Source organism: Ignavibacteriales bacterium (assembly GCA_016709765.1).
Taxonomy (GTDB): Bacteria; Bacteroidota; Ignavibacteria; order Ignavibacteriales; family Ignavibacteriaceae; genus IGN3.
In genome coordinates, this window is record JADJMD010000012.1 from 405,318 (window position 1) to 429,229 (window position 23,912).

At 30.9% G+C, this 23,912-nt stretch carries 23 protein-coding genes and 1 tRNA gene; 15 read left to right on the forward strand and 9 right to left on the reverse strand.

Annotation, left to right across the window (positions count from 1 at the left end; translation table 11 throughout):
* Positions 1-264 precede the first annotated feature (264 nt).
* The 10 genes from IPJ23_07655 to IPJ23_07700 all read left to right on the forward strand — a co-directional run bounded on the left by IPJ23_07655 (position 265) and on the right by IPJ23_07700 (position 6,896).
* Positions 265-1,491, forward strand: a complete 1,227-nt coding sequence (locus IPJ23_07655) for a sensor histidine kinase (GenBank protein MBK7630561.1) — start codon at positions 265-267, stop codon at positions 1,489-1,491.
* Positions 1,457-2,134: a response regulator transcription factor gene (locus IPJ23_07660; protein MBK7630562.1), complete on the forward strand. Its 678-nt coding sequence runs from the start codon at positions 1,457-1,459 to the stop codon at positions 2,132-2,134. The genes IPJ23_07655 and IPJ23_07660 overlap by 35 nt, the downstream gene beginning before the upstream one ends.
* 104 nt (positions 2,135-2,238) lie before the next feature.
* A complete protein-coding gene (locus IPJ23_07665) occupies positions 2,239-2,700 on the forward strand; it encodes a hypothetical protein (protein MBK7630563.1) in 462 nt (153 codons plus the stop codon).
* A gap of 3 nt (positions 2,701-2,703) precedes the next feature.
* Entirely contained in the window at positions 2,704-3,285 is a 582-nt protein-coding gene (locus IPJ23_07670) for a hypothetical protein (GenBank protein ID MBK7630564.1), read from the forward strand.
* Between the two features lie 407 nt (positions 3,286-3,692).
* Positions 3,693-4,001, forward strand: coding sequence for a DUF3892 domain-containing protein (locus tag IPJ23_07675; GenBank protein ID MBK7630565.1), 309 nt, complete (start codon positions 3,693-3,695; stop codon positions 3,999-4,001).
* Between the two features lie 259 nt (positions 4,002-4,260).
* Positions 4,261-4,671 carry a hypothetical protein gene (locus IPJ23_07680; GenBank protein ID MBK7630566.1) on the forward strand — a complete coding sequence of 137 codons (411 nt, stop codon included), beginning with the start codon at positions 4,261-4,263 and terminating at the stop codon, positions 4,669-4,671.
* 85 nt (positions 4,672-4,756) lie between these two features.
* Positions 4,757-5,131: a hypothetical protein gene (locus tag IPJ23_07685; protein ID MBK7630567.1), complete on the forward strand. Its 375-nt coding sequence runs from the start codon at positions 4,757-4,759 to the stop codon at positions 5,129-5,131.
* Between the two features lie 87 nt (positions 5,132-5,218).
* Positions 5,219-5,644: a hypothetical protein gene (locus IPJ23_07690; protein MBK7630568.1), complete on the forward strand. Its 426-nt coding sequence runs from the start codon at positions 5,219-5,221 to the stop codon at positions 5,642-5,644.
* A gap of 2 nt (positions 5,645-5,646) precedes the next feature.
* A complete protein-coding gene (locus tag IPJ23_07695) occupies positions 5,647-6,381 on the forward strand; it encodes a hypothetical protein (protein ID MBK7630569.1) in 735 nt (244 codons plus the stop codon).
* A 20-nt stretch (positions 6,382-6,401) separates the two neighbouring features.
* The gene (locus IPJ23_07700; GenBank protein MBK7630570.1) at positions 6,402-6,896 is read left to right on the forward strand and encodes a hypothetical protein; all 495 of its coding nucleotides are present in this window, start codon (positions 6,402-6,404) and stop codon (positions 6,894-6,896) included.
* Positions 6,897-7,035: 139 nt separating this feature from the next.
* Here IPJ23_07700 and IPJ23_07705 read toward each other — a convergent pair whose 3' ends face one another.
* A complete protein-coding gene (locus IPJ23_07705; GenBank protein MBK7630571.1) occupies positions 7,036-8,949 on the reverse strand; it encodes a DUF3857 domain-containing protein in 1,914 nt (637 codons plus the stop codon).
* 18 nt (positions 8,950-8,967) lie between these two features.
* On the reverse strand, positions 8,968-10,890 hold the full coding sequence (locus IPJ23_07710; protein MBK7630572.1) for a DUF3857 domain-containing protein: 1,923 nt from the start codon (positions 10,888-10,890) through the stop codon (positions 8,968-8,970).
* Between the two features lie 514 nt (positions 10,891-11,404).
* On the opposite strand from IPJ23_07710, the gene IPJ23_07715 reads away from it, so the two are divergent.
* Positions 11,405-13,819 (forward strand): TonB-dependent receptor, encoded by a 2,415-nt coding sequence (locus IPJ23_07715; protein MBK7630573.1) that lies wholly within the window; start codon positions 11,405-11,407, stop codon positions 13,817-13,819.
* Positions 13,820-13,926: 107 nt separating this feature from the next.
* Here the strand turns inward: IPJ23_07715 and IPJ23_07720 are convergent, their stop codons facing one another.
* A complete protein-coding gene (locus IPJ23_07720; GenBank protein MBK7630574.1) occupies positions 13,927-14,550 on the reverse strand; it encodes a peptidylprolyl isomerase in 624 nt (207 codons plus the stop codon).
* A gap of 314 nt (positions 14,551-14,864) precedes the next feature.
* On the opposite strand from IPJ23_07720, the gene IPJ23_07725 reads away from it, so the two are divergent.
* Positions 14,865-15,236 (forward strand): STAS domain-containing protein, encoded by a 372-nt coding sequence (locus IPJ23_07725; GenBank protein MBK7630575.1) that lies wholly within the window; start codon positions 14,865-14,867, stop codon positions 15,234-15,236.
* A gap of 297 nt (positions 15,237-15,533) precedes the next feature.
* On the opposite strand, the gene IPJ23_07730 is transcribed toward IPJ23_07725, so the two are convergent.
* From IPJ23_07730 to IPJ23_07740, 3 genes are all read right to left on the reverse strand, one after another.
* Positions 15,534-15,606 (reverse strand) — tRNA-Thr (locus IPJ23_07730).
* Between the two features lie 206 nt (positions 15,607-15,812).
* Positions 15,813-16,520 (reverse strand): tetratricopeptide repeat protein, encoded by a 708-nt coding sequence (locus IPJ23_07735; protein MBK7630576.1) that lies wholly within the window; start codon positions 16,518-16,520, stop codon positions 15,813-15,815.
* 6 nt (positions 16,521-16,526) lie between these two features.
* Positions 16,527-16,826, reverse strand: a complete 300-nt coding sequence (locus IPJ23_07740; protein ID MBK7630577.1) for an integration host factor subunit beta — start codon at positions 16,824-16,826, stop codon at positions 16,527-16,529.
* Between the two features lie 247 nt (positions 16,827-17,073).
* Between IPJ23_07740 and IPJ23_07745 the strand changes: the two genes are divergently transcribed.
* The 3 genes from IPJ23_07745 (at position 17,074) to IPJ23_07755 (ending at position 19,949) form a co-directional block, all read left to right on the forward strand.
* Positions 17,074-17,406 (forward strand): hypothetical protein, encoded by a 333-nt coding sequence (locus IPJ23_07745; GenBank protein ID MBK7630578.1) that lies wholly within the window; start codon positions 17,074-17,076, stop codon positions 17,404-17,406.
* A gap of 101 nt (positions 17,407-17,507) precedes the next feature.
* Positions 17,508-17,705, forward strand: a complete 198-nt coding sequence (locus tag IPJ23_07750) for a heavy-metal-associated domain-containing protein (protein ID MBK7630579.1) — start codon at positions 17,508-17,510, stop codon at positions 17,703-17,705.
* Positions 17,706-17,720: 15 nt separating this feature from the next.
* On the forward strand, positions 17,721-19,949 hold the full coding sequence (locus IPJ23_07755) for a copper-translocating P-type ATPase (protein ID MBK7630580.1): 2,229 nt from the start codon (positions 17,721-17,723) through the stop codon (positions 19,947-19,949).
* A gap of 45 nt (positions 19,950-19,994) precedes the next feature.
* Here the strand turns inward: IPJ23_07755 and IPJ23_07760 are convergent, their stop codons facing one another.
* The 3 genes from IPJ23_07760 to IPJ23_07770 form a co-directional block, all read right to left on the reverse strand.
* The gene (locus tag IPJ23_07760; protein ID MBK7630581.1) at positions 19,995-21,008 is read right to left on the reverse strand and encodes a guanosine monophosphate reductase; all 1,014 of its coding nucleotides are present in this window, start codon (positions 21,006-21,008) and stop codon (positions 19,995-19,997) included.
* A 17-nt stretch (positions 21,009-21,025) separates the two neighbouring features.
* Positions 21,026-22,873 (reverse strand): oligoendopeptidase F, encoded by a 1,848-nt coding sequence (pepF, locus tag IPJ23_07765; GenBank protein MBK7630582.1) that lies wholly within the window; start codon positions 22,871-22,873, stop codon positions 21,026-21,028.
* A 64-nt stretch (positions 22,874-22,937) separates the two neighbouring features.
* Entirely contained in the window at positions 22,938-23,402 is a 465-nt protein-coding gene (locus tag IPJ23_07770; protein ID MBK7630583.1) for a T9SS type A sorting domain-containing protein, read from the reverse strand.
* Between the last annotated feature and the right edge of the window lie 510 nt (positions 23,403-23,912).

A 23,912-nucleotide genomic window follows, 5' to 3' on the forward strand; every position in this document is an offset into this window, starting at 1 on the left:
TTCCACATTTTTCCCCACTACAACCCAAAATAATAGAAAAATTTGACGAAAGTCAAGAAAAACAGTAAAAATATTTTCAAAAAAAATATTTGCTTAGGTTAAGGTAAAAACTGAAATTTTGGATTTTGGAAGTCCAACTCTAAATCTCAAATAGAAAGTTGAGTTTTTTTAGTGATGAGTAAATATTTTCTTATTATTTTACAAGAAATTGTTCTGGTTCTTTAAGAGCATACTATATTATTAATTAAAGTATGGATAAAATACTTGCAACTTCTTTTTCAAAAATCCGATGATATAAATGAATATATAAAATCACTACCGAGTTTTTATAACCCGGTTTATATATCCATTTTAATTTTCATCCTTGTTTCGGCTATTATTTATATCTCCTACCGCTACATTTACAACCCAATGATCAGGAAACACAAGAAGGATCAGCAACAGTTTGAAATCACAACTGAAAATATTCTTGAAATGTTTTCTGAACTTGATCCAAACCCGATTATGCGAATCAACTCTTCCGGTTTAATTACAAGCCTAAACAAATCAGCTAAGGAAAGATTTCACTTACTTGAGGTTAATAAAAGCAAATTGGATTCTTTGGTTTCTAAAATTGAAATTGATATCACTGGTATTATTCTAAATGATCAATCTTTTATCCTTCCATTAGAACTAAATGAAAGATATTATGATATAAATTTTAAAGGAATATCTTTTTTGGATATGGCGCAGCTTTACTTTTGGGATACAACAGCGCAAAAAGAATATGACAGACAAATGACCAACTATCAAAACTTACTTAAAAATTCATCCGCACATTTGCAAAAAGTTATTGAGGAAGAAAGAAACAGGTTATCTAGAATTCTGCATGATTCAATAGCACAGAATATTTTACTTATAAAATTAAATATAGGTAATTACAAAAAGTTTATTGGCGCCGGACTTAATGAACAAGATTATTTAAGAACGATTAATATTCTTGATTCCACTTTAAATGATGTAAGAGAACTTGCACATAACCTAAAACCGTTAAATATTGATGAATTGGGATTAGAAACAGTTGTAAAATCAATGTGTAATAATGTTGCAAGAGAAGCAGGTTATAAATATCAGATTCAATTTCCTAAAACTCCGATTACTATTTCAAAAGAAATTGAAATTTGCCTTTTTAGAGTTATTCAAGAATCACTTAACAACATAATAAGACATGCTAAGGCAACTTCATTTACAATTAATTTATTGCTGGATGATGGCACACTGGTACTTTTTATTTCTGATGATGGAATTGGATTTAAACCAAAAAAACTTTTAAATGATAAATATATTTCGGATGGTCTTGGCGTAATGAATATGCAGGAAACCGTTGAAAAATTAAATGGTACATTTCAGATAGATTCTACAAACAATAGCGGAACTGTAATTATTGTTGCCTTTCCGATTGAAACAATAAACATAAATGAAAAATCGAGTTATAAAAATATTAGTAGCTGATGATCACACTCTGTTCAGGCAAGGTGTGATAAGGCTTTTGGATGATAACAAAGAATTTTCTATTGTTGCTGAAGCTGAAAACGGAAGTGAGTTGATAGAAAAATATTTTAACTTCCGCCCGGATATTATTCTTACTGATATTGCGATGCCCGGGTTAACGGGTATCCAAAGTGTTCAGGAAATCCACAAAAAAGATCCAAAAGCTAAGGCACTATTCTTATCAATGTATGACGAAGGCGAGTATGTTTACAAAGTAATTAAATCCGGCGGTATGGGTTTAGTTAACAAAAACATTCTGGAAGAGGAATTATTTTTAGCTATAGAAAAAGTGTATAATGGATTTCAATATTTTGGCAGTAAATGGTCCGATGAGACAATTAAACAATTAATATATGATTATGAGAAAAAAACTGAAGAAGATTCAGATTTTAATGTTGATCTCAACTTTCGGGAAGAACAGATACTTCAAATGGTAATTGATGGTGCTACAAGTAAAGAAATTGCTGATAAAATGCAGTTAAGTAAAAAAACAATTGATTATTATCGTTCCAATCTTTTAAGAAAGTTTGATATCAAAACCCAGATTGAATTAGCTAAATGCGGAATTAAACACTTTGAACTAAAAAAGGAGAAACTATTTTGACTAATAACTCAAAATCGTTAGTACATGTACTAAACCACTATCCAGGTATTTTTTCTATGTTTCACTTGCAAAAATTATTTTCAACATTTTATGCGAGGTTTGTTATGAAAAAAATATATCACATAATAATTATTTCTTTTTTATTACTGCTGTTTCTGTCATGCAGCCCAACTAAGGAAATTGGAAAGGTTTTTACCAATCAAGAAGCTGATAAATTATTTGGGACTGTGCTTTATTCCGCACAAGTGCCACTTCAAGAAATTGATGTACTTCTAGGTAAAACCGATAAGACAATAATGTTTGGTATTATAAATAAAGGTGTTATCATCCTTGATAACAAGCGAAATCTGCTTTACCCCGAAAAAGCTGAGTATAAAGACACCGATGTGTTTACTGTTTATAGTGTTTCACTTGTTAGAGGATTGATTTCTGAATTCAGACAAAAGAAAATGGGTGATGAAGAAGAATTAAGCGTAGAACAAAGAAGAGAAGTTCTTTCTGTTTCCTATGGAAACAACACTCTGGAAACGGGAGCTAAATGTCCACCTTTGTGTGAATCTGAATAATCAATGAGTATTGCAATAATAGTATTATATGTTTCTACAATTGCCTGGATATTCCCAATATTCAGGCAATATAAATGTAACTTATTTTACTTTTTTTTATTCCTGGGTTTATCAGATCCCTTAACAATTCTATTAGTAAAAATCTTTCATATTCATCCAGGTATTATATCCGTAATTGTTGCGCCCATTTTATTTTATACTGTTAACATCGATCGCAAAAAAGATTTTAACATTAAACCACTTGAAATTTTTGTTGTTGTTCTAACTGCGATACTTCTTTTAACCATTTCTAATTTTGATATTATTCTTCTTATTATTCATACACTTATCCTTATTAGAGTGCTATATAAAATTCTTATAGAACTACATCATAAACAGTTAGTTAATTTATTCCATATTGTACTTGCATTTTATATGACTACTTCAGTAGCAAGTTTGATTATCTATCTGAATGGTGATCACAAAGGAATAATATTGTTTTACATTAATCTTGCATTCCAAATTCTTATTGCACTTTTCTTTTCAATCTTCAGAGAAGACAACCCAAAGCTAACTTACAACGTTACACCCGCATTAAAAGACTAATTTTTCACAATTTCTTCGATTTTGATTAAAAATCGTTAGTACATGTACTAAACCAATATTCACAAATCTGTATTACTATTAGATAGTTCTTTTAGATAATTTATTTAAGGATAAACAGTGGCGGAAAGAAAAGTAATTAACAGCAGAAATGGTTACGACGGTGACATACTTTCGCTGTGTAATGAGAAAGAATCCTGATCACCAAGATTTAAGTTTGATGCAATAAAAGATATTGAACAAAACCTACATAGTTACTTTATTGAAGAAAAAGGAATGAGAACAAATATTTTGGTAGCAATGAAAAAAGGCAGCAAACTTTTGGTTACAGATAAACAAAACTCATTAAATAATAAACTAGAAAGACTTAACAATTGTTAGAAATTGAAAACAAGTTACGAGGGTACACAATGAGTAAATGGGCTGATTATCTGATCTCTGCTATTAGGTATGAAGATGAAAAAAACAATATTCTGTTTGCTTACCTTAAAGTACATCAGGATAATGGAGTGGAAATTGGTGCGGGTACCACTTGGAGCAGAGATGAAGTTATTGAGGCTATGTACAATGGAAAAACTTTTTATACAATACTTAAAAGTAACTCAGGTGAATGGAAAAAAGGTTCTATTGTATCACTGATTACTAAAAATGGTAAAACTGTTCTTACTGATAATGAATATACAGACCTTGACTACCTTGCTGATTTGCAGGAGCTATAAATTATTCCACACCCTGCTGGGGGAAGGGTCTGGTCTGTAGAATAACTAATCCAACATCCGGCGATTATCCTCCCCGTTTATCCGCCGGAAGATTTTATTGAGTTATACTTTTCTTTGTAAAAGTATAACAATCCGGTTTGTTTGGAGGCTAACAAACCGGAAACCTTTGCATAGATAATATTCGGTCCTGTTTGGGGCAATGGGACTGGATAAAGGTATAAGAAAAAAAACTATTTCATAATTAAATAAAAGTAACGAAATGAAGCTTAGAGATAGATGTAAATTACTTTGCGTTGCATCCGCATTAATATTTTTATTAGGCATAGTGTGTGGCATTGGCGGTGTAATTGATCTGATTAACAATACAGATATTTTGGTCGGGATTAATATCAGTTCTATTGTACTTGTATTGTTTACCATCATTCTGATATTCTTAAGTGCTGCTACAATTATTACTGCAATTGGTGTTTATGAACAGAATGAAAAATTTATTCTAGTAGGGATGGCACTTACTACGGTATTTATTTTTTACAGCATCTTAAAGGGTTACGTACTTTTCGGCAATTCGATTAGTGAAGCAGCAATTATTAATATTATTGCTGGTGGTATAATTATTTCTTTACTTATGCTTGGTAAAAGAACGTTGGATAAAACACAGAGAGGTGTATAATCAATTTCTAGTGCTAAACTTATTGAGATTATTAAACAGTTATTGTAGTTTTGGGTAAAGTTCTTTTAACAATTAAAGATTTATAATGGTAAATAAATTTAAGTATCAGTATGATAGTTCAACGGGTATTTTGTTTAAGTACTATTATGGACCAATCACAATTGAAGATATCCATTCCTCTTGGGATTATGCTATTAATAATAACCTAATACCTAAAGGAACTCGAAGCTTTGTTTTAGATTATACAGCTGCTTCATTTGATATAAAAGTTAAAGAGCATACTAAAATTGCAGAGTACTATAGAAACCATCTTGAGGTTTTTAAAAATTGCAAAATTGCAATTATTACTCAAACCCCTAAAGATGTTGTAATACCTGCACTAGTTGAAACAATTGATGAAGGCTACTATTCCAAACCATTTTATACTCTTGAAGCCGCCATTGATTGGGTGCTAAAGTAGCATTTAATAATACTGTTTTATTTGCTATCTGTTAATTGTAAAAAATAATCTATTAAACTAAGTTGCAATAAACATTTTGTGATGCTGATGCAATTACCTGAAAAAACTCTTTACACTACCCTTATTATCCTTAATATATTTCTGGCTCTTACAGCAATACCTGGCGGGTTCTGTTTACTTACAGGTATTGCCGCACCACCTATAGAAGAATTAAATGATTCCGTATTTAAAGATTATATTATACCCGGACTTGCACTTATGATTATTGTTGGCGGTAGTGCATTGTTTACCTCCATTATGTTGATACGAAAAAACAAATATGCTTTGCTTTTTTCTGCTTTGTGCGGTTTGATTATTATGTTTTTTGAATTTGTTGAAGTACTTGCTATTGGCTCACCCACCGGTGCAGGACTTGTAATGCAGATAATTTATTTTATACTTGGTGTACTGCTGGTTAAATTGTCTTTGTTTATAATCTATTTCGATAAAAAAACTGAACAAAATATTCTATAATTATGAAATTAAAAATTAATTTTGTTAATCAAATTATAACTCTCAGCTTATTAGTAAGTGTAATTATTTTTCCTCAAGATAAGCAACAGGATCATTCTCTATTAGCTAAAAATTTTATTCTAAAGAATAGAATTGATCATCAAAGAGCATTCATTATGCCTTATGATACAGCAGATAACCAAAAGTGGACGAAAGAAATCGAAGACATTTTACATACTGATAAACTTGAATACACAATAAGAATAATTAATAAAATAAAATCGCTTGAATCATTTCTATTACAAGATATGACTAATACACGTTTACACCTATATTATAGTAGTTTTTACATTTATAATACTGATAACAGATATGATGGTTATGATGAAATAGATTCTGATAATATACTTGACTATATAAACGATCACCTTTTAGTTAATGCAAATGATGAAGATCTTAATAAAATTATTGATCTGTTTAATGAAGTCTATTTTTATCCAATGAAATCAGTCGATGATTCAATAATTTTTTATAATGGTTATAACTCTGAAGAATTTACTATTCTGGACGATGTTGTTAGGCTTGATGGACTTTTAACTTTTTTTGATCAGCAAGATGTTCGCTATCAAAGAAGAGTATGTAAAAAGTATTTAGGTGATAGTTTTATCGAATACTACGAAATCTATTATTGGTTTAAAAGTAATAAGATGAATATATCAGAAAATTTACTGCTTAAATTAAAAGCTGATCAAGAGTAGACAACTGTTTTTAATAATGTATGAAACTTAACTCTCAAATAAAATTACTATTTGCTTTACTTGCATTTGCCTTAACAATGCAAAGCTGTTACACCGAAGTTGTTTTGCCAAAGCATACAGTAAGGAAAACAAAGATTGATAAAGATCGCATTGTTAATTTTACTTACACCGTTATTGATACATTTGATAACGACTGGTTTCCTGATGAAGGTTATTACTACGAGTACAGACCACAAAGCAGCAAAATAATTAAAGAAGATAAAATAGATGTATTCCTTAATATGCTTTATGCAAAGGGTTATAATATTGTTGGTGCGTGGTACAGACCTACTACAATTAATTGTTACAACAATGGCAGACCTGTTTCCCGGGCTGAAAGCGCAACGTTTGGACCAACATTTTTAATTCTTTTATCTAATGTTGATGACTCTATAATAGAATACGATTTTTATCCGTTGCTACGTAAACCAGAAATTATTTGCCCTTACAATGTTGAGGAGTATTGGGTTGAGTAGAATAAAGTAATGAGTATAAAGATTCGTTAAAGTATTAAACTTACACACCCCTTCTATTTGATTTATAAGACTTCTCCCTGCGGTCGAAGTGACAAACACTCTTAACAGCAGACTTTAACAAGTGCGGACTAAGGAGGGGTTAATTTTTTTTAAGTACAAACTTAGCTTTATCAAATTCAATAACCTGTTTTATAAAATCATAAAATTCTGCATAAGCAGATAAAGGAATATGGTTTTGTATTAGTTCATAATTTCGAACATAAAAAAGTTTACCATCCAATAAATCATATTCTGTACTATATCTGCCAAAGCTACTTTCTATCGACTTATTTTTTGGTTTTGATTCCATGTTATAACCGAGTGGAATTTTAATAATAACAGTATCTACATCCTGATATGGATAAGCAAAATATACCGGATATTTTCTTTTCGTTATTTCTTCCTTTGGTAAATCTTTACCCGATTTTCTATTAAATATACTTGGATTGATAAATACTCTATCATTTAATTGAGATAAAAATCTATGATAAACCCCAATTAGCGACAAATTGAGATCACTATTTTTTTCATTATTAGATTCATCAGATTCTAATTGTTCAATGGTTAAGTTTGAATAGTTTGCGCTTAACATATTTATCACAAATAATTTGTCATCCTTACTATTCAACTTTGCCAGATTGTTCTTTACATAATTTTTTTGATTCCCGGTAGTTATAATTTTAGCATCAAACTTTAAATCACCCGTAATTTCAATAGCCCCATTAAAAACTGAAACCATTTTATTTTGATCAGACTTTTTTTGAGGTGTTCGTACCAGCCTTCCTTTTTGATCACCAATAACAAGAGCATTTATGTCCTCAATAGTTGATGGAACATCTCCCAAATCATTATATGTAGAAGTGCATTCCAGCCATAAAGTATCATTATCTAAAGGTACACAAACAATACAATGATTAAATTGATTGGACGGTTGCTCCGAATCTACAACCCCTTTATTTCTTGTTAGGGCAAGTGCCGGATATGATTTTATATTAACCACATTCAACATAGAAACCATATATGTTGAAAGATCTTTGCAATCACCATATCTGTTTTTGAACACTTGATCCGCAAACTGTGGCTGCCAACCTGCTAACCCCATTTCAATTGCAACATATCTGTTTTTTTTCTGAAGATATTTATACAGTATTCTAATTTTTTCTTTAGGCTCAGTAATATTTTGTACTAATCCTAAAATTTCGTTTTTAGCTTCATCGGATAAATCATATCTGTCCGCGCTTAATTGTTTATACCAGTTAGAAAAATCTTCCCAGCTATTTGCATTTCCCTCATACGCGTCAGTTTTAAAATTTTGTGGTACAAAAAATATTGCTTTCTGAATTCTATCTTCGGGAGACAAATAATCTTCATCAAGAATAGTGGGAATGTTTCTTAATTTCCATGTGTATTCTTTAAATGTATCATCTGCTTTTTCTACCGGATCAATTTCAATCCCCTTCCCATAAAATCTAAATTTAACATCCGAATTAATCTTTAATTTGTAGATTGAGGAGTAACTTGGAATGCTTGTTTGCGGAAACCAATTAGGCCAAAATAATAATGTCTTAATTTTAATGGTAAAGTGATATTGAAAAATAAAAGGATATGAATGATGCTGCATTTCAAAATACTTATAATTATGTCCCGAATAAAATGCGTCACCGGAGTATTCCTGCTCTTTAATTTCGTCAGAATCCAGTTCTTTAATAACATCACCATTTAAGTCAGTTAACGAAGCTTCAAGTTCTTCGATAACATTAAAATGAGATTCATTTATGAACAACTGGCAAAACTCATCTGCTTTACTATTTTTAATAAGTATTTTTTTACTTACAGAATATTCGGCACTGTAATTATCAGGAATTTCAATTTCAGTAATATCTTCTAAAATAACAGCCTCGGCTTTTAGAACTAGTGAATCAAAATTTACTTCCTGAGTTGATTGTGCAAAACACAACCCACCTACTATAAAAGTTATTAAAAATATTGTTAAAATTATTATTTTTTTATCCATTACATTTTTTTTGTAATATTAATTAGGAGTAACCGTCTTGTTAATAACTATTTGATCTCGTGATGCACTGACTACTTCATCGTAAAATGACTTTATCCTATTATAGTCTCTGGTTAATAACCTCTTATTTCGTAGTCCAATAGTTCTTGTGCATTCAATATAATTATCGCCTTTTGCATAGGATTGACTGAACCCTAAATCGGTAATTAAATTTTTTCTTTTAGTTGGAATTTGGGATGCTGAATAAGCTTTAGGTAATTCTATTTTTAAATATTCAGTTTTGCTGAAAGCATATTCAAAATCAATGGGGCTAGATCTTTTAGGTTTGATAAAGGGATTTTCTTCAAGTGCAGAAAAAAATGGTACTGGAAAATATCCTAAGTCTTCATTTTCCTCAATATAATTTGGGATGCTAAATGATAAATTTAAGGTTAAGGGTCTGGCGATAGAATCTACATCCACATAAAAGAATGTATCCAATTTTGCTTCAGCAAAATGCTTGGTGAGAAAATCTTTAACATAGTCCGCGTGATCTTTTTCATGCAAAATATCATATTCATCTAATGCGGCGTATCCGGAATATTGAATAACCGTATTCGCCTTTAAAGTTTTATCTTCATTAATACTTGCATTTGTATTAATTAAAATTGCACTAACAACCTGTTCAGGTGTTATCGATATAATAGTTCCTTTTTCTTCCTCAATTAAAAATCCGATCGGTACATCAGTACTTGGTGTTAGACAACCAAACGGACTTCGCGAAGACACTGGATATAAAAAGTAATTTTTTGAATTTTCATTTAACAAACATATTAATCTGTTAAACTGACTTCCATCGCAAAATTCTGTCGATACTTCCCCATTCTTTTTTGTGCTAATCCATACTGGTTTTGCATCCAGCCCAGCTGTCCTTAACATATTAATTAACAGCATACTTTTTTCAGATGAACTACCGGATTTATCTTTTAACACTTCTGCGGGTTCTTTAAAATAATCACCAATCAAAGATTTATGTTCCGTGGTTTTAATATTTTGAGAAACATAATTATAAATCAATCTGGCTTTTTTAAGATTAATACTTTCAGGTTGAATAATTTCTTTTACAATACTTTCGCATTCATCATCATCCATTAGATCTTCATATATTTTATAAATTCGTGTAGCTACATCATCCCAAGTTTGCGCAAATTTAATATGCACATATTCGTTTTTATATGCCACAAGTACAAATCGCATTTTAGCGTAATTATCTTCAACATTATCAGTATATGGCTCGTCTTTTATCCCGGGTAAATCTTTACAGAACCAGGTAAAAATTGCTAATTTTTGTCTAATATTATCGGGGTCGAATGCTTCTTCTACGCGTTCTTCAAAATCATAAAGTTCTAAGTTCGAACTAAGTCGTTTATATGCAAATCCTTTGGGAAGAAAAACCTTTACTTCACTATATTTTGTATATATATCTGTTTGAAAAGACCACGGCTCTAAATGAGAGATGTACTCAGATCTTATCGAATATATATAGTCAAACACTGAACCTGCTTCTACACCAGGGATTGGAAATGAAACTTTATTAATCAATTCACCCTTCTCAGTAAAAATATTGTCATCATCCAATTCATACTCTGTTCCATCGGGTGATATTGAAATTGCTTCAATATCATCCAATACATCTTTATGCCATATTCTTAATTCAATATTTGCTTGCTTTTTACCCTCTTCTGTAAAGACTTTAATTCTTACGTGCCTTTCAGTCATTAAATAAAAATCTTTAGATATTTTGATTGTAATCTTATCAAAAATAACTGCAGCATCTTCTTCTGGATCTTCAGGTAAGCTTGTCATCTTAAGAAGTTCATCAGGAACTTCACCAAAATCTTGTGAATAGCCGTTAAAAACTATTAGTAAAAAGAATGGGATGATCAAATAACACTTTTTCATATCTCCACCTGAAAATATTATTGAAATATATAGATTCTTATTTAGCCGTCAATAAATAAAGAAATTAATTGCTTTCATTTACCCTATAATTAATAATTTACAACTATTGATAATGTAATTATTCTCAATCTTATATAATGTTTGATTTCCTGGTGTACATACTTGTAAGAATAACGGAATAGAACGGTCTGAATCCTGGTTAGTAGTAAGTGAAGTATGATTATAAAGTTTTAATTTTCCCATATCACCCGTACAAATATCGTAAAACAATTAAACAATTTCCAAATAATTGCAGTAACTTTTTTAAATATGCAAGGTCCTGCTGAGTGATGAAATAATTATTAAGCGTCACACATTTAATACCAGCGAGTTTCTATAAAGAGCACATTGCTTACTGAAGTTTTATTCCGTTCACTAAAACAAATCAACCGCTTACATAAATTTGCTTTATAAACGAACCTTAATAAAATATTTTTGACACAAAGAAATTAACATTTTTATAAAAGGAATAAATATGAGGCACTATATAGTTATAATCGTTGCAATGCTAAGCGTTGCTGCTTATGCACATAACTTAACACCAACACCAGATAAAACAATTAAAGGGATTGTAATTGATTCCGCCACTACAGCGACGCTGCCATCTGCAAATATAACTTTACACAATAATTCCGATTCAACTTTTATAACCGGAGTTTCTACAAATGCAGATGGTGCTTTTACTATCAATAATGTTAATGATGGAGATTATTATTTAAAGATCAGTTTTGTTGGATATAATACAAAGTATCAAAACGGCATTAAACTAAATAATAATCAGCCACAACTTGATCTGGGAAAGATAATATTAACAAAAACTGCTTACGAGTTAAGCGGTGCTGAAGTTATTGGTGAAAAAGTTAGCGAGGAACTGCACCTGGATAAAAAAGTAATAAACGTGGCTCAAAACTTAAATGCTCAGGGTGGAACTGCGATAGATGTTTTACAAAATCAACCTTCGGTAAGAGTTGATCCTGATGGTACAGTATACTTGCGCGGTAGTTCTAACTTTACTATACAGGTAAATGGCAAACCTTATCCACTGCAGGGTTCAGATGCTCTAAAACAGATTTCCGCAAACAGTATTGAAAACATTGAGTTGATAACTAATCCATCATCAAAATATGATGCTGAAGGCTCGGCAGGCATTATCAACATTAATCTAAAGGTGCAAAAAGATATGTCTATGAGTGGCATTCTAAATCTTAACAGCGGCACCGGTGATAAATATAACGGTGATTTTTCTTTCAGCTATAATGTTGATGGGTGGAATTTGACTTCGGGTTTTGATTACCGTGATAACATCTTTACAAATGAGCAGGATATTAAACGAAATTCTATAATTAACAATCAGGATACCTACAATCGTTCTGATGTAAATATCCGTAACAAGAGAAGACAATATTCATTTAGAGCGGGTGCAGATTATACACCAGACAAACAAAACTCATTAGGCTTATCATTCGGGATTGGTGTTGTTGATATATTCACTTCACTAAATACTTTAGTAACCAACGAACAGATTAGTAATTCAAGGTATTCAAGAATACAAAACAATCAGGATATTCCTGTTAATTATGTTAACTCAACATTAACATATCAGTACAAGTTTACTCCTGATGTAAATGATTTGTATTTGGAACTTACACACAATTATGTTTCGCTTGTAAATGAGCAAAAGACGATAGAAAATCTTTCGAATGAAAGTTTTACTTCATTAGCTGATTTACTTAACAATACAATATTTAAAAATGATTCTAAACGAAATGATGGCAGAGCAAAGTTAAACTACAAACATAAATTAGGTGAAAATACTTCTTTGGAAACAGGTGCTCAATCAAATCTAGCTTACAGAAATTTTGATCTTACAAATAGAATATTTGATGAAACAATAAACGATTATTTGATTGACCCTAATCTTACAAACACTTTTAATTTAAGAAATAATGTTTATGCAGGATTTGTTTCCTTTACTTCGGAGATTGAAGGATTTAGTTATATGCTCGGTTTGCGTGGCGAGTATATGGATAGATTTCTTGATCAGAAAACGCTAACTCAAACTTATGAATTCAATCAAATGGACTACTTCCCTTCTGTTAATATTTCCAGAAATATTGATGATCATCAATTACAATTAAGTTATAGTAAAAGAATTAACAGACCGAATGAAAATCTTTTAAATCCATTTGCATTTTATTCAGATCCAAACATTACAATTTCTGGTAACCCACAACTTTTACCGGAATATATTGATGCATTTGAATTCAACTATCAAAAAATGTATGGAAGTGTTTTTGTTTCAGCACAGACTTATTATAGAAAATCTAAAGATTCGTTTACTCAAGCTTTTTCTGTGGATACTACAGGCAAGCTAAATATCAGATTTGATAATTATGGGAACACTGATGTTTATGGTGCAGAAATCTCATCGAGTTTTTCAATTGCTCAAATATTCAAGTTTGATCCATCAATAAATTTATTTCAGAATCATATAGATGGGAAAGTTAATGGTCAAAGTGTTGTTAAAGATTTCTTTAATTGGTCAGCAAGATTAAATACAACCGTAAATTTTTCAGCAAATACAAGATTGCAGATGTCTGTAAACACCATGAAGTTTGTTGATGCACAATCAGAATCTGATTTATTTGCATTCATAAGTGCATCATTACGTCAGGATTTCTTTGATAAGACTATGTCTTTGACTTTACAGGCGAGAAATTTATTTAATACTTCAAACTTTACTATTAAAACTGCCGGTTCAAATTTTAGTGGTAACGCTTTGATAATGCCGGAAGCCCCGGTATTCACATTAATGTTTACTTACAATTTTAATAATTTCAAACGCAATCAAAGACCAAATGACAACGTAGATATTCCTACTGGGTTCTAGGTTAGTAAAATGAAGGTAGATGTTTAATTTTCTAAAAATAGAAATGTCATTCCCGCATAAACGGGAATGACATTTAATAAATGAATACTATTTAATAATTGTATTATCTAATTATTTAACTTCAATCTTTTATAAATAACATAATGATCAGCATAGGTAAGAGGTTCGGTAAACTCACCTTCGTCAAGATTATTCAATGCTGTTCTTATCTCATTACTAAAATGTTTGATGTTTACATTACCAAGATTTCCCTTCCGGATTTTAGAATCACTTATTGAGCAATTAAGTGCAAGCAATGCAAAATCACTGCCACTCAATAATGCATTGTATACGGAATCAGCCTGCATAGAATTTTGCAGTTGGATTTCTGCAAGTGAATAAATTTTAGGTTCATCAAATACAACTTTTACTTTTCTTCTTATAGTAATCCTAATTGGATGTTCGTTATAAACTGCAGGAGAGTATCTCCATTTGAGTAAAGACAATTGAGCGAGTGAGTCCCATTCAGAATCGCCGCTGCTAGTTAAAAGTTTTGCTCTTTCAACTTTTCCACAGCAACTAATAACCATTTCACAATAGAATTCAAGATTATTAGTATAGAAAGGTTGACATAATGGTGGTAAATCAGCCTGTTCAACTAATTTGGGTTGAATAAGAATTAATTCTTCGGGTCGGAAAATCGAACAGCCCGAGATGATGAAAAAAAGACAGATACAAATAATCTTTTTCATGTTACACCTTTTAAAGCTAAATATCAGCCCCAACTTTAAAATTTATTTTAAAGAACTATCAGGAAGATTACAAATGCGAATGTCTTATTAATTCTTTAGATATAATAAGCAATTAATTTTTGTAATTGTCAACAACAATTAATCTAAGGTACTAAATAGTGATAAAAGAATACAAAAATTGGTTTTATTGAGAATGAATTAAATGGAAGAATATTAGGAACAAACAAATTCCGTGAAGCTTACATCAAGTAATTATTCCAAATAATAGTTATCTTAAGATTAATAAAAGTTTTTTTCATCACTTGTACGAGCATATGAAACAAAATTCAATTTTTGATTCCGAACATTTTCTAGTTGATATTAAAAATGGAATATCAGTTATTACTATCAAAATTCAGAAAGTTACCTCCCAAGAAGCTGTAGAATTTGAAGAACTTCTTCAGTCAATTATCTTTACAAAGCATAACAAAATAGTAGTTGATTTTGGCGATTGTGCTTATGCAGATTCAATGTTTATTGGGGTAATGGTAAAAGCTGTAAAAGTAATTAGACAAAAAGATGGAGATATTTTTGTCATTACACCAAATAGCAGTATTAAATTAATGTTTGCACGAACAGGACTTTATAAAATATTTAAACAATTTTGGGAAAAAGAAGAAGCGATTAAAAGTTTTTCTAAAGTATAATTTAGTAAAAGAAAGTTTACTAATACTCTAACTTTAACAGATGTATTGGAGATTTTATTGAATCCCGGTTTTGGTTTATCTTTTTGCAGCAAATCTTGATAGATAATTTAACACTATAATCTATAATAATTTATTACAAGAAAAAGTTAAGTAGTAGTGGCAATTGGTATCATTTCAGTTCTGCGAAGACTTTTTTAAAACAAATGTTCTTAAAGTAGTGCTAAAAAGCGTTCAGTAAAACGTTCAGTGAAATATGAATAATTTACGAATTGTGGGAAACAAAAAATGCGTTTCTTGAGCCAACTGCCGGAATCGAACCGGCGACCTACTCATTACGAATGAGTTGCTCTACCAGCTGAGCTAAGTTGGCTTACAAAAAACAAATTCATCGTTACAAAGAAGAAGGCGAAGATATAGTTCTCTTCGCCTTTTAAAATTAAGTTAAGATATAGAACTATCTTATTTTCTTTTTATGTCTGTTCTTACGTAAGCGTTTTTTTCTTTTGTGTGTAGACATTTTATGGCGTTTTCTTTTTTTACCACAAGGCATCGTTTGTTTCTCCTTTAAGAAATTTACTAGTGATTATTCAATAACTGTTCTGCTTTTTTTCCAACTTCACTGGTTGGATTCAGATCGTAGGCTTTTTTTAGCCACTCTTTTGATTTTTCAATATTACCTGCTGAAAGATTTACAACACCTAGATTAAGCTGCGCTATCTGATGATTTGGTACATACTTTAAAGCTGTTTCCATTTCTTTTATAGCATTTGTAAAATCTCTCAGGTTAAAATAACAAACTCCCATATCAACTCTTGCATCAGAGTCTTCAGGATTTTTATCCAAATACGTTTTGTAATTTTGTATTGCAGCTTCAAATAAACCAGAATCATTTTTTAGATGTGCTAATTCAAGTAAGCTTTTATAATCTTCAGTGTTCGCTTTTATCTTTGCCTCAAGATCATTTATCATCTGTATATTATTTAAGTTGACACCAGAGGATACATTCCCCTGCTCTTGATTTTGATTTATCGGAGTATTTATTACAGGAGCCGAATCAAAGGTACCCGATGTAAAAAGTATTATTAGTATTACTGCAAATCCACCAACTAAAATTCCATATACAACTTTTGGATTTAAAATCTTCTCGCCATTACTTACAGAAACCGTTCTATCAGAATTTTTAGTTTTTTGGTTTTTTGATCCGGAAATTTTTGTCCCACATTCAGGACAGAATTTATATTCTTTATCAAACTTGTATCCACACTCATTACAAAACTTAGGCACTTAAAATTAACCTTTCTTCTTTTCACTCATTCCAGCATTTACAATATCTTTAAACTCTTTTGAAAACTTAAATGTAGGAACATAATGTTCATCCACAAAAACTTTTTCTCCAGTTTTAGGATTGCGTGCATTACGAGCATTTTTCTTTTTTACTTTATAACTGCCAAAACCACGAATTTCAATTCCGTTTCCATCTTTAAGTGCTTCAATAACGGTAGAAAAAAAACCTTCAATAATTGCTTCGGTTTCAAGCTTTGTTAGCCCTGTTCCTGCTGCAACTTTATCTACAATATCAGCCTTCGTCATGTAAAACCTTAAATTTATTATCTCTTTTTATTTTGGCGGGGAAAATTATCAAAGATTTGTGCTAAAATCAACCTAACTGCTTATTTTATAATATATTAGAAAAATACACTGCCCATATTAGTCAAAGCAAATATCTCATTTTGGATAGAATTCTCTGAATTTGATTACTAAAAATCAATTTATATCATTTTTTAGTTATTTTTGATGGTACGTGTATTGCACATTAGTTTGCTTAACGGAGAAAAAATTGCAACTTATTGAAATTGTACAAATAGCACTTTTATTATTTATAGTCGCCAGCGCGATTATTTTTTTGTTTTCTTATTTAGGGTACAGAACTAAATCCAAAGCAAATGATTTACCGAAAGTATCAACTAATCTTAAAAATGAAATTATACAACCAAAAATTGTTGAAAAACAGAACCCAATTCTCGAACAAGACAAGCCAAAAGATCAAATAAAAAAAAATCCGAGGTTCGAAGTTTTTATACCCGAAAATGATGGTAAAATTGATTCAGAAAAATTTCGTTCAAAAAAATCCCATTTCCCTAAAACACTTACTATCAAACATAAATCTTAGCTTATTCTATATTTTTGCTGATTTGTGATCAGTGTTTAATCTTTTCGTAAATCGTTTATTATATTTCCCAAAACAAAAATTATCAAAAAAATTGGTGTAATATGAAAAAAATAATATTGATTGATGGAATGACCTGCGAGCACTGTGTGATGGCAGTAAAAAAAGAATTACAAAAACTTGACGCACAGAATCTTGAGGTTAAAATTGGTGAAGCTTCAATTGAGTTTGATGAAAACAAATTAAAAGAAGAAGTAATAAAAGCGGCGATTGAAGAAGCTGGTTATCATGTTGTCGGATGATCTGTTTTTTATAAAATGATTAAAACAGAAAAAATATCCTTACCAGTTGATGGAATGACCTGTGCAAGTTGTGTTGCACGCGTTGAAAAAACGGTTAAAAAGTTTGAAGGCGTTAGTAACGTTACTGTAAATCTTGCTACAGAAAAGGTTACGCTTGATTTTGATCCGGCAATTGTGGATTTAAACAAAATTGCTGAAACTGTTGAAGATATTGGTTACAAGTTAGATTTATCTGCTTTGCAAAAAAATGAATCATCAAAACAAGAATTAAATAATTATGTTGATTCACATCTAAAAGAGTTGAGAAGCGAATTGATATTTGCAATCGTGCTCACAATTCCGATTGCAATAATAAATATGGGAATGATGTGGGAAGGATTTTTTCTAAACAACTTTTTAACTGTTGGACAAATTAATAAATTACTTTTGATATTAACAACTCCAGTAATTTTTATTTCTGGGAAAAGATTTTATAAAATATTTTGGAATAATCTAAAACACTTTACTGCAGATATGAACTCTTTGGTGGCGATTGGAACCGGAGCAGCTTATCTATTTAGTTTGATAATTACACTATTCCCTGAAATTTTTTCACACGTCAATCACAACTACCACGTTTACTTTGATACTACTGCGGTTATTATTACTCTTATTCTTTTGGGCAGATGGTTAGAATCAAGAGCAAAATCTAAAACTGGATCTGCAATAAAAAAATTGATTGAACTACAACCAAAAACTGCGATAGTAAAAGAAAATAGTAAAGAGATTGAGAAAAGATTAGAAGACCTGAAAATTGGAGATATAATTGTAATAAAACCTGGTAGTAAAATTCCTGCTGATGGTATTATTACTTCCGGTTCTTCGGCAGTTAACGAAGCAATGATTACAGGAGAAAGTTTACCTGTTGAAAAGTTTATTGGGGCTAAAGTTACTGGCGGAACAATTAACATAAGTGGCTATTTTGAGTTTGAGATAACCATGATTGGAAAAAATTCTGTTCTGGGTCAAATAATAAAATTAGTTGAAGAGGCTCAAGGTTCTAAAGCACCAATCCAAAATCTTGCGGATAAAGTTGCAGCTATTTTTGTACCTGTAGTTGTGCTTATTGCGATTCTAACTTTTATTGTTTGGATATTTATTAAACCGGATGATATAAGTGTTGCACTTATGAATTTTGTTGCCGTTTTGATTATCGCCTGCCCTTGCGCACTTGGTTTAGCTACACCAACTGCTTTGATTGTTGGAATGGGAAAAGCTGCACAAAATGGAATTCTTTTTAAAAATGGCGAAGCACTGGAAGAACTTCATCGTTCAGATACCATTATTTTTGATAAAACCGGGACAATTACCGAAGGAATACTTTCTGTTCAAAATATTTTTGTTAATGATATAAATGAAACAGATTTTCTGTCATTGTTAACATCGTTGGAAAGTAAATCTGAGCATCCGATTGCAAAAGCAATAATGGAATTTGCCAAAGAAAAAAATATCTCGGTACAATCACTTAATGATTTTGAAAATAAACCGGGGAAAGGAATAAAAGCTAGAATTGAAGATAAAGTTGTTTTAGCCGGTAATGAATCTTTTATGAATGAATATAAAGTCGATATGAGCGTTTTAAAAACAGAATTAAAAAATGATTCAATTAAAAATTCATCACTAGTTATTCTTGCAGTTGATGGAAAGATTAAAGGATTTTTAAGTGTAGTTGATTCATTAAAACATAATTCTCTCGAAATTATAAATCAAATTAAGCAGATGAATATCGAACCTTTTTTACTTTCAGGAGATAATGAAAATGTTACCAAGTTTATCGCTTCAGTTACCGGAATTGAAAAATATGCTGCTGGTGTTTTACCGGAAAACAAATCAAATAAAGTAAAATCTTTACAGGATGAAGGGAAAAAAGTTATAATGGTTGGCGATGGAATAAATGATGCGCCAGCGCTTGTTCAAAGTAATGTTGGAATTGCAATTGGCAATGGTACCGATGTTGCCATCGAGAGTGCAGAAGTTGTTTTGTTAAAAGGCGATTTGAATGGAGTAGTTAAATCAATAAAACTTTCAAAACAAACTATTGCGGTAATAAAACAAAATCTGTTTTGGGCATTTGTTTATAATGTGATTGGGATTCCACTTGCGTTTTTAGGAATATTAAATCCAATGTTTGCAGCACTTGCCATGTCATTAAGTTCTGTTTCTGTTATCAGTAACTCATTAAGACTTAAAAAAGCTAAATTATAAAAAACCGGAACAAGTCCGGTTTAATTTTTAAAATTAAAATATGTCTTAAATTCTTGGTAAGCGTTCTAAGTAGGAACTATTACTAAGAATTGCAAATGCTTCTGTTTTTCTAAGTTCCTCTAGATTAAAACAATTCATATAGCTCATAGAGCTTTTTAAACCATCGGAAATTCCATCGATAACATTTTTTACCGCACCTTTGTAAGCAACCATAGTTTCTTCGCCTTCAATAAATTCATTGCGCATTTTTACTCCAAACGAAGCAGAGCCACGATACTTTTTCCACAATTGCCCGTTATATTTTATTACTTCACCGGGAGTTTCTCTTGTTCCAGACAACATTCTGCCAAGCATAACTATATCCGCACCAAGAGCAATTGCTTTTGCCACATCGCCGGGGCTTTTAATACCGCCATCAGCAATAATCTTTATTTTTAACTTTTTTTGATTTCTTGCAAAATAAATATTAAGTAAAGATGAAACCTGACCTATTCCAATTCCGGTTTGAATAGAAGTGGTACAAACACTTCCGCCTCCAATACCAACACGAACTGCATCTGCACCAGCGTTTTCAAGCTGATCTAAAGTTCCACCATGTGCAATGTTGCCAACAATTATTTTAACATCAAATTTTTTCTTAATCAGTTCGGTTTTTTTAAGAACTTCTTTATTATTGGCATTAGCTGTATCAATACAAATAATGTATTTTTTTGTAGCAATTTTTTCAATCGTTTTCAAATCAGTGTTTAGAGCAATAGATACTGCTTTAATTCCCTTTCCATTTTTAGCATTTAATACCGCATCAAGTGAAGAGTCAAAACGATTTACAATTCCAAGACTTCCGGCACTAGATAATTCTTTTGCCATTTCAATTCCGGTTACAGAATCCATTGGACTTGAAATAACAGGAACATTTAATTTTAATCCAAGAAAAGAACTGTTGGTTGATGCTTCGGTTCGCGATTTAATTCTTGAAACCTGTGTGGGTATTAAACTAATGTCATCATAAGTTAATGATTGATTGTAATTATTTAACTCTGTTTTTGAATAGACTTTCATTTACATCCTATATTTTTTCAAATTAAGTTTTCTATTTCATCAATTAGTTGATTCATTTTTTTTGTAACTGCCAAAATTGGTTCCTGCGAATTCATATCCACACCGGCTTTCTTTAAAATATTAATTGGATAATCCGAACTCCCTGCTTTAAGAAAATCTAAATATTTTTTTACTGCTGGTTCACCTTCCGTCTTTACTTTTAATGCAAGTGCTTCCGATGCTGCAAAACCGGTTGCATACTGATATACATAAAAATTATAATAAAAATGTGGTACACGTGCCCAAGTATATGTTTCCTCAGTATCAATTATCATTTCCGGTCCCCAATATTTTTGATAAACATCTCTGTAGAGATTACATAATACATCGGGAGTTAATGCTTCGCCGTTTTCAACTTTAGAATGCGTTGTTGCTTCAAACTCTGCGAACATCACTTGTCTGTATACAGTAGTTGTAATGTTGTTAAGATATTTTTCAAGCAAGAAAAGTTTTTCTTCTTTTGATTCAGAAATATTAATTAAATGCTCAAGCAAAAGACTTTCGTTAAAAGTTGATGCAACCTCTGCAAGAAAGATTGAATAATTTGCATAAGTAAATGGTTGATTTAATCCTGTATAATATGAATGCATGTTATGTCCCATTTCATGCGCAAGTGTAAAAACATCATTCAATAAATCAGTCCAATTTAATAAAACATAAGGATGAACACCGTATGTTGAACCTGATGAATAAGCGCCGCTACGTTTTGCTTTAGTTTCGTAAACATCAATCCATCTATTATCAAAAGCTTTTTTAAGAGAGGTAAGATAATCTTCACCCATAACTTTTAATGAAGCAAAAACAATTTGTTTGGCTTCATCATAGTTGTATTTTTTTTCAAGTTTCTGATCGAACAAAGTAACATAGGCATCGTAAGTGTGCAGTTCATCTAGGCCAAGAAGTTTTTTCTTTAATGCGGACCATCTGTGCATTGGTTGGAAATTATTATTTACGGTATCAACAAGATTCGTATAAACGGAAAGTGGAATATTATTTTTATCCAAAGCCGCTTCCTGCGCTGAGTTATATTTTCGAGCTCGTGCATAAAATATGTTTGATTTTAGATTTCCGTTAAACAGCGCACTTAATGAATTAACATTTTCCATAAAAGGATTTAAGTAAGCTTTAAAAGCTCGCTTGCGGTAATCTCTGTTTTTGGAATACAAAGCAGAATAAAACCTCGAGTGTGACATCTCAATTTCGGTTCCGTTTTCTCCAGGAATTACTGGAAATCTCAAATCCGCATTTGTTAACAGCGAGTATGCATTGTAAGAAACCTGTGTTACATCACCAGCCATGGCAAGCAGTTCTTCCTGCTCTTTATCCAATGTATGTTTTCTAAATCGGAAAAGATCATCAAAACTATGACGGTAAATTTCTAAATCAGGATTTGAACTAAGTAAATCTAACAATTCTTTTTCATCAATTTTGAGAAGCTCTGGTTTGATGTATGAACTTGCAGCAAGCACTTTAGAATAGATTGTTTTTATTCTATCATCCATTCCCTGGTACTTTGAAATTCTCATATCGCTGTCTTTTGAAAGCATCGAATAGAGATACAAGCGTTCTAATTTAATCCCTACTTCATCATCAAATTTTAGGCATGCTAAAAGATTTTCTGCCGATTTACTTAATGTTCCTTCAAATTGAATGTAGTTAGAAATATTATTTTCTACCCACTTAAAATCTTTTTCCCACTCTTCATCGTTTATATAAATATCTTTCAAATTCCATTTATACTTTTCATCAATAGTATCACGAGTAGGTATTTCGGTTGATTGATTTTCTAGCGAATGAAAAAAATTGGTTAGGCTTTTATTGAACATAGTTTCCCCAGAAATGTAATGGATAATTTAATTAGTTGAGTTTTTAAAAAACGGGTAATAGTTATCATTTAAGTAATATCATTTTTTTTGTTTGAGAAAAATGGCCTGCCTGCAATCGGTAGAAATAAACTCCGCTTGGTAAATACGATGCAATGAAATCAAATTCATAATTCCCCGCCGGTTTTTCTTCGTTAACAAGAGTTTTAATTTCATTTCCTAATACATCATAAATTTTAATTACAACATTTAGATTTCTACCTGCGGCTGTAATGATATTTGGAATAAAATAATGAATTTTTGTATTTGGATTAAATGGATTTGGAAAATTCTGATATAATTGAAAATCTTTTACTACTTTAGAATTATTTTCTTCCAAACTTGTAATTGATGTTGTAATGTTTGATGCTAGTCCAGGAATTTTAAAGGCTGGAAATCCCAAATATGATAAATCAACATTTGTTGTTGGAATATAACTTTTAACTTTCCAATTGTCTGGTGCTAACCAAACTGTATTTTCAACACCAAACATCTTTACAGGTATAATATTCAAGAGTAAATAACTAATTCTAACTTCCAACAAAAACTTTTTGCAATCAAAAGTGCCAATTGCAGTAGTTAAAGATTCATCCGCCAATTTTTTTCCAATCAATTCAAATCTTATAGTTGCAGAAATTGAATTTACAGTTATAGCAGTATCTTTTTTAAATATCTGATATTCCACATTGTTACCAGAAGCAAACCGGTAATAAGAATACCAACCTTCCAATGAATTAAAAAATGTTACAAAATTAATTCCCAGCGTTGTATCTACATTTCCTAATAAGCTTGAAAAGGTTCTTGGATCAAAATATTCAAATCCATTTGATGATTCAAAATTGTAATAGATTGAATCTAAGTAAGGAATTGAATTTATCACACCTAATGTCCCCGTTTTGGATAAAACAACATTAGCAGTTTTTCCAAAATATGGCGTTACAACGGCAAAAGAATCAATTCCATAAAATCCCAAAGAATCAATAGGATTATTGAGCGAATCGAG